Annotated in this window: 8 protein-coding genes and 1 pseudogene; 5 read left to right on the plus strand and 4 right to left on the minus strand. The window is 40.2% G+C overall.

Features of this window, described 5'->3' with window-relative positions; all coding sequences use genetic code 11:
* Window positions 1-89: 89 nt before the first annotated feature.
* A complete protein-coding gene (locus tag HWQ40_RS31755) occupies window positions 90-224 on the minus strand; it encodes a hypothetical protein (protein WP_292785904.1) in 135 nt (44 codons plus the stop codon).
* Window positions 225-230: 6 nt separating this feature from the next.
* Between HWQ40_RS31755 and HWQ40_RS31760 the strand changes: the two genes are divergently transcribed.
* Window positions 231-377, plus strand: a complete 147-nt coding sequence (locus HWQ40_RS31760; RefSeq protein WP_292785905.1) for a hypothetical protein — start codon at window positions 231-233, stop codon at window positions 375-377.
* Here HWQ40_RS31760 and HWQ40_RS31765 read toward each other — a convergent pair.
* Together HWQ40_RS31765 and HWQ40_RS31770 are read right to left on the minus strand one after the other, a co-directional pair.
* Window positions 321-821, minus strand: a pseudogene (locus HWQ40_RS31765) (transposase). The gene HWQ40_RS31760 and the pseudogene HWQ40_RS31765 overlap by 57 nt on opposite strands.
* A 402-nt stretch (window positions 822-1,223) precedes the next feature.
* Window positions 1,224-2,102 carry a hypothetical protein gene (locus tag HWQ40_RS31770; RefSeq protein ID WP_292785893.1) on the minus strand — a complete coding sequence of 293 codons (879 nt, stop codon included), beginning with the start codon at window positions 2,100-2,102 and terminating at the stop codon, window positions 1,224-1,226.
* A gap of 133 nt (window positions 2,103-2,235) precedes the next feature.
* Between HWQ40_RS31770 and HWQ40_RS31775 the strand changes: the two genes are divergently transcribed.
* The gene (locus HWQ40_RS31775; protein ID WP_292785894.1) at window positions 2,236-2,709 is read left to right on the plus strand and encodes a TspO/MBR family protein; all 474 of its coding nucleotides are present in this window, start codon (window positions 2,236-2,238) and stop codon (window positions 2,707-2,709) included.
* A gap of 90 nt (window positions 2,710-2,799) precedes the next feature.
* Entirely contained in the window at window positions 2,800-3,273 is a 474-nt protein-coding gene (locus HWQ40_RS31780; RefSeq protein WP_292785896.1) for a TspO/MBR family protein, read from the plus strand.
* 5 nt (window positions 3,274-3,278) lie between these two features.
* Here HWQ40_RS31780 and HWQ40_RS31785 read toward each other — a convergent pair whose 3' ends face one another.
* Window positions 3,279-3,986, minus strand: coding sequence for a M15 family metallopeptidase (locus tag HWQ40_RS31785; RefSeq protein ID WP_292785898.1), 708 nt, complete (start codon window positions 3,984-3,986; stop codon window positions 3,279-3,281).
* A gap of 405 nt (window positions 3,987-4,391) precedes the next feature.
* Here HWQ40_RS31785 and HWQ40_RS31790 point away from each other — a divergent pair, with 405 nt between their 5' ends.
* Together HWQ40_RS31790 and HWQ40_RS31795 are read left to right on the plus strand one after the other, a co-directional pair.
* Window positions 4,392-4,655, plus strand: coding sequence for a CU044_2847 family protein (locus tag HWQ40_RS31790; protein ID WP_292785900.1), 264 nt, complete (start codon window positions 4,392-4,394; stop codon window positions 4,653-4,655).
* Complete coding sequence (locus tag HWQ40_RS31795; protein WP_292785902.1) at window positions 4,621-5,157, plus strand: hypothetical protein; 537 nt, start codon at window positions 4,621-4,623, stop codon at window positions 5,155-5,157. The genes HWQ40_RS31790 and HWQ40_RS31795 overlap by 35 nt, the downstream gene beginning before the upstream one ends.
* Window positions 5,158-5,570: the final 413 nt, after the last annotated feature.

The following is a 5,570-nucleotide window of genomic DNA, read 5'->3' on the forward strand; positions in this document are numbered from 1 at the left end:
TTTTGAACCCAGACTATTTGCATTATATGTCCTAACTCTCTTGGCGATTGCTATAATTTCATAAATGAAATCGGATCGCTATATAAAAATCACCTCTGAAAGCGATCGCCTCGAAAGTTTTCCAAAAGTGCGATGGCTACGCCCGCAGCAGGCATCGCAGTGGCAGTAATTGATTTCCCTAAGCAAAACATTCCCTGAGCGAAGTCGAAGGGAACATTAGTCAAATACCCGTGAAACAATCGCCCCCGAAGTTTCCCGAAAGTGCGATCGCTTACATTGGCAGGACTTACGCAAGTGTCACAAGCGATCGCCACCAAAAACTAGACCAACAACATAGGAATAGTGGGACGTTTAAGTTGTTGAATCAGGTAGTTTGACAGTAACCCATGCTTGAGTTGATAAGCAGTTAGACCTATTTTATAGGCTTGATCTTTAAGTCTTAACCAAACAAGTATGGCACAGCCGATGTGATTTCTCTGGATACGACCTTTCCGACATCTGTCTTGATTCTATACCTGTCAATTGCTTAAGAACTCTTTTGAAATTCTTCAATCTTCCAACGGATGTCGCACACCTGTTGCACGGCATTCATAGAATCTTGATTTAAGTCATTTGTTACGACATATTCCGTTTTGTCGGTAGAGACATAATTAATGGTTTGGCATTTTCCCTTAGTTACGAGGTGTCAATTTTTCGCGTCTTAAATAACGATTTATCTTGTCATGACTAATTTCTTTTAAATGGTCAGCTAAATTTGTAATTGTATAGTTAATTTGACTACTTAATAAATATTGACAATAATCAAGTTTGCTAAATATCATAAGTATAATTACTTGTCCACTTGTACAAGCTACCCCAGTCATTGCGCCTATAAACTGCCTTTTATCATTTTCACATTTTTAGTGTTTCACAGTTCCAGAAGGGTTGGGTTAAACGACACCAAGAGCCATTAGGCAGTAAGTGAGTACAGTATGCCTACTTCTTTGCTCTAAGTCTGCCAAAAAAGCCTCTATCTTTCAACCTTCACCTCTGGGGAACGCGATCGCCTGTGACAGTTGCGTAAGTCCTGATTGGGTGACTGTAAATAACCACGTAACTTAGCACAACTGTATCCAATTAAATCCTCAGGTTATTTAAGTAAGCCCAGAGTTTTACGGTCTTGTCATAACTAGCAGAAGGGATGGTCTATTTTCTAACCAACATTACCCGCAGACAACACTTGTTCAACTGTAAGCGCAATTTCTGGGAAAGTTGCAGACACAATTTGCTGACTCCCTTTTATCACTGATCTTTTTGTCTTCTAAAATTTTTTCCAACCTTCGACCTATATCCCGTGCGGTTGTGAAAGCGGAGTTTTCAAAGTAACCTCCGTCTGCTAAACGAGTTTTCAGACCGTTCTTATAAGTTAGAGATTCCTTATTATCATTTTTTAGGGGTTCACCATTCGCATCGTTGCATTTGTTAAACCAACCAACTGGAGTGACTAATGGAAACCTAGCACTGAGGACAGCAGCCGTACTGAGAGGAAAGTCAATATGAGCTTCATTAACACTACAAGCAACAGTGCGAATATCATTAAGAGGCGGAAATTTTGAATCTGGAGAATTGAATCTGAAGGGACTTAACAACAAACGCTCTCCAGTCCCTACTACTGTCGTATTTAAGACAAGAGCAGGAGCATCTTTATCTAGATTCCAATGTTCGTAGTAAGAATCCGCAAGGGGATTATTACCCCATTCGCTTTTCCACCCGCCTTCAAACGCATACTCTAGACCCCTAGCTCTGTCCAAACTCTTAATAGGAATAAAAATAAAACGTTGAACAAAATCAGAAAATAATCCTGCTCCAAGCAAGGGAGATAGCAAGTCTTTATCTAACAGTTCATGTGCTTTTTTTTCTAGTAGACCTCTACTACCATCATCTTCTTGCTTTAGAGAACAGCCCTGTGCGTTTAAAGAAGGTTGAATTTTAATCAAGCTAGAAAATGCCGCAGCATCAAGGCTACCAGCAGAGACACCGCTAATGGCAAAAACATGATGAGCAAAGGCTGGGCATAAATCTTGTAATCGCGATAGCGTTGATGCCCCATTTTGAATGCCCATAATTTAAAATCCTGCCAAACGATGTGAAGGTTTCAAACTCAGGGATGATGAGTAATTAGCAATAAAATTGACAAAATCACACTATAAAGAGTGATATTAAGCGATAGATAGCGCTTGTAAAGGACTAACGGGCATGATTAAATCTTGGATGGTGATTGGGGGTGTGGCTTTCTTGGTTGCTTTAGCAGCAAACGTGATTACGCCAAGCGATCGCCAATGGTTCAAGTGTTTACAACGACCGAGATGGCTAACTTTTGAGGGTGCAATCCCAATTATTTGGACTGTAATATTTATTTGCGGTGCTTGGTCAGCTTATATTGTCTGGGAAAAAGACCCAGGAAGCACCTCAACCTGGTTAATCATGGGTTTATATCTGCTATTAGAAATTGTTACCATTGCCTATACGCCTGTAATGTTTAAGCTTCGCAGTCTGAAAGTGGGCACAATTCTCGGTGGCACAGGTTTGATCATTTGTGCTTTATTGATACTTGCAGTCTTAGGTTTTTCTGGTTGGGCAGCACTATTACTAGTTCCTTATTTGCTCTGGAGTCCCATTGGTACTTATACCACTTGGCAGATGATCCGTCTCAATCCTCAAGATGCCTAAGAATCGCACCAGGGAATGATTAAACATCTAGTCTAAATTGTCAAACTTGCAGTGTATGACTTGACAAAATACACAAAACTTGAGTGCATTATGATTCCATCTTGGATAATAATTGGGGCTGTAACTTTCTTCGTCGCCCTTGGGAGTTTCTTAATCACGCCGCGTGATGTTAAGTGGTTTGCACGATTAAGTCGCCCTCGCTGGCTAGTTTTTGAGCCGCTGATTCCGTTCATCTGGACTGTGATTTTTATCAGTGGTGCAGCTTCAGCTACTATTGTCTGGCAAAAAAATCCCGGAAGCCTAATTACTTGGCTATTAATGGCTTTGTATCTCGTCGTGGAAATTATCACCGTCGCCTACATACCTATAATGCTCAGGTTTCGCAGTCTCAAAGCTGGGGAAATTCTTGGGCTAATGGGTTTGATTTTAGCCGTTGTCCTGGCAATCTGCGTTTTACCGATTTCTTTAATGGCGGCGCTGTTACTCCTTCCCTATCTAGTTTGGACTCCTATTGGTACTTACACCACCGACGAGTTAAGAGAGTTAAATCCTCAAGATGCATAACGCATCTATGGAAGACGCCCATAACGTGCGGTGACAGGATTGGCTGGATTAGATTGATTATTCAGCCAAGCCCACATTTGATCGCCGATAGAAAAATGCCACCACTCTCTAGGATTGCGTTGAAAGCCGGCTTTTAACATTACATCTTGCAATAGCTGACGGTGAACATGATACTTTTGCGTTTGTGAGCGATCGCTATTGGCATAATAATCAGGATGCGATCGCTCTGACATTTCATCAATTGGCGAACCCATATTCACTATTTGCCCTGTATCATCTACTAGCGTCACATCCACCGCCCCACCCGTACTATGAGGAGGCGGAGTTTTTTCATCCAAACTAGGTGCAGCCCAAATTGCATAAACCGCTTCCCAAATTTCTTGGCGTTGGTTTGGTGATAACTCTACATTAGTCAGTCCTCTATCCTGCACTGCTTGGACGAAGCTGTGATCTACCATAAACTGCTGGACTGCGATCGGGCGATAGGCATCAAAGATTTGGATATGCCAGTTAGGATGCAGGAGATTAAGATAATTTTGGGCTTGGAGCAAATTTTCGATAACGCTTTGACGGAGATAATAGGGAGAGCGATCGCCATAAGGCGCACCTAACTTTTCATAAGGATGGGGAGATTCCACCGCAAACAATTCTAAAGGAATTGCTACTAGCGGTTCACCACACTCAAAAATCGGGATTTGATGATAAGGTCTCATCTAGTCAGCCATGCAGGACTTACGGATTTTAACGCAAGCATAGCATTCTGCGTAACAAGTCTCTTCTTCCTCTGTATCCTTTGCGCCTCTGCGTGCAATACCAATTTTTCTCAATCCTGAACAGTAAACCAAAAACTTTTTTCTAAAGGGCGATGCCTACGGCGGGCTACACCTACGCTAATAATCTGCTACGTATACAAAGTTATATAAATTACTTAGGCTGTAATTACTGCTTATAGAGTTCTGAAACCTTTCAAAAAATGAAATGATCAAAGTAACGTGTAGCATATTATGAATCGTTGCCAGACTCAAATTAATCGCGCACGAAAAATGTAACAATACCATATACCTTCTTCTTATTATTCAGGAAGATACTTGCACGAAAAATTAATAAAAAAATGAAGTATGGCAGATAAAACCAAAATTATTTCCTTTGAACTTTCTGACGGCAAAATAATTAAAGTAGAGGTTACACCTATAGGAGAACAACCTGTTTCTGCTGAAACCAGAGTCTTTCAACAAGCCACAGAAATTATTAAATCCATTGCTGAAGATGTCGCAGGTACATTAAAAGATATTAGCCAGACAGTCAAACCAGATAAATTTAGTGTCAAACTAGGTTTACAAATTGGAGTTGAGTCAGGATTGGGGAGAAGATTGGCGTTCTAAGGCTTCTGCGGGTTTCTTAACAATGGTAATTGCCAGCAAACGCCCTCTCAATGAAGTTTACGAAACTTTGAGTCTGGGTTCTCCCTTTGCCAATATTTTCAGTATGACTATTTTAGGGGCATTAGAGAAGGAAGCTTGGCAAAGCATCATCCAGAAAGGACAGAAAGAATTTCTGCCTAATTCTGTGGTATTACAATGGGTGGATGAGTTAGCAGGAGGCTTGCCCTATTATGTGCAGATGGCAGGGGCGATATTGTGGCAAAATAGGAATCAAGAAATAGCTAAAAATGATTTTAATTTTCAAGCAAAGCCTCGTTTTGAAGAACTTTGGAAAGATTTAACCGAAGTTGAACGTTTAGCATTACGTTATGAGTTGGGAGAGAGTAATTTACCTATTCCCGATTGGGCAATTGTAGATAGGCTTCAGCGTCATGGGTTATTACGGAAGAATCGGGGTGTATTTAGCAGTATGTTTGCAGAGTTTGTGAAAGGTCAAAGATAAAGTAATAAGCCAAAAATTTAGACATTAAATATAAAAAATGTTGCTGTTTTTGCAAGAAACTTGGGAACTATTTTACTAGGTTGAGCAAAAAAACTTGTTTAATGTGATGCAACTAATTCTGTCAACTCTATGTCAGCATTTGTTAGATGACTAAATTGTGGCTTTCCTCGCGGCTTGGATTGTAAATTTCCTTCAACTTTTTGTTGTTTTACAAGCTTTTGGACTAAACTCTTTGAGACGGAAAATATGTTAGCTACTTTCCTGATTGAAATGTTTTTCTATGGAGAGTATGATTTTGAAATTCCTCTGTTAAAACAATGGGTGAGAGAGCGTGCAGTAAGAAGCTAATTATTTAAAGTAAGTAAGTCGGCGGGAAAATTTACAAGTATGTAACAAAAGCTTAATTAGAGTCA

Source organism: Nostoc sp. NMS9, assembly GCF_017114995.1.
GTDB lineage: Bacteria > Cyanobacteriota > Cyanobacteriia > Cyanobacteriales > Nostocaceae > Nostoc.

Coding starts and splice junctions, on each gene's coding strand:
- HWQ40_RS31770 (WP_292785893.1), bottom strand. CDS start 2,102: ATGGGCATTCAAAATGGGGCATCAACGCTATCGCGATTACAAGATTTA.
- HWQ40_RS31785 (WP_292785898.1), bottom strand. CDS start 3,986: ATGAGACCTTATCATCAAATCCCGATTTTTGAGTGTGGTGAACCGCTA.
- HWQ40_RS31790 (WP_292785900.1), top strand. CDS start 4,392: ATGGCAGATAAAACCAAAATTATTTCCTTTGAACTTTCTGACGGCAAA.
- HWQ40_RS31775 (WP_292785894.1), top strand. CDS start 2,236: ATGATTAAATCTTGGATGGTGATTGGGGGTGTGGCTTTCTTGGTTGCT.
- HWQ40_RS31780 (WP_292785896.1), top strand. CDS start 2,800: ATGATTCCATCTTGGATAATAATTGGGGCTGTAACTTTCTTCGTCGCC.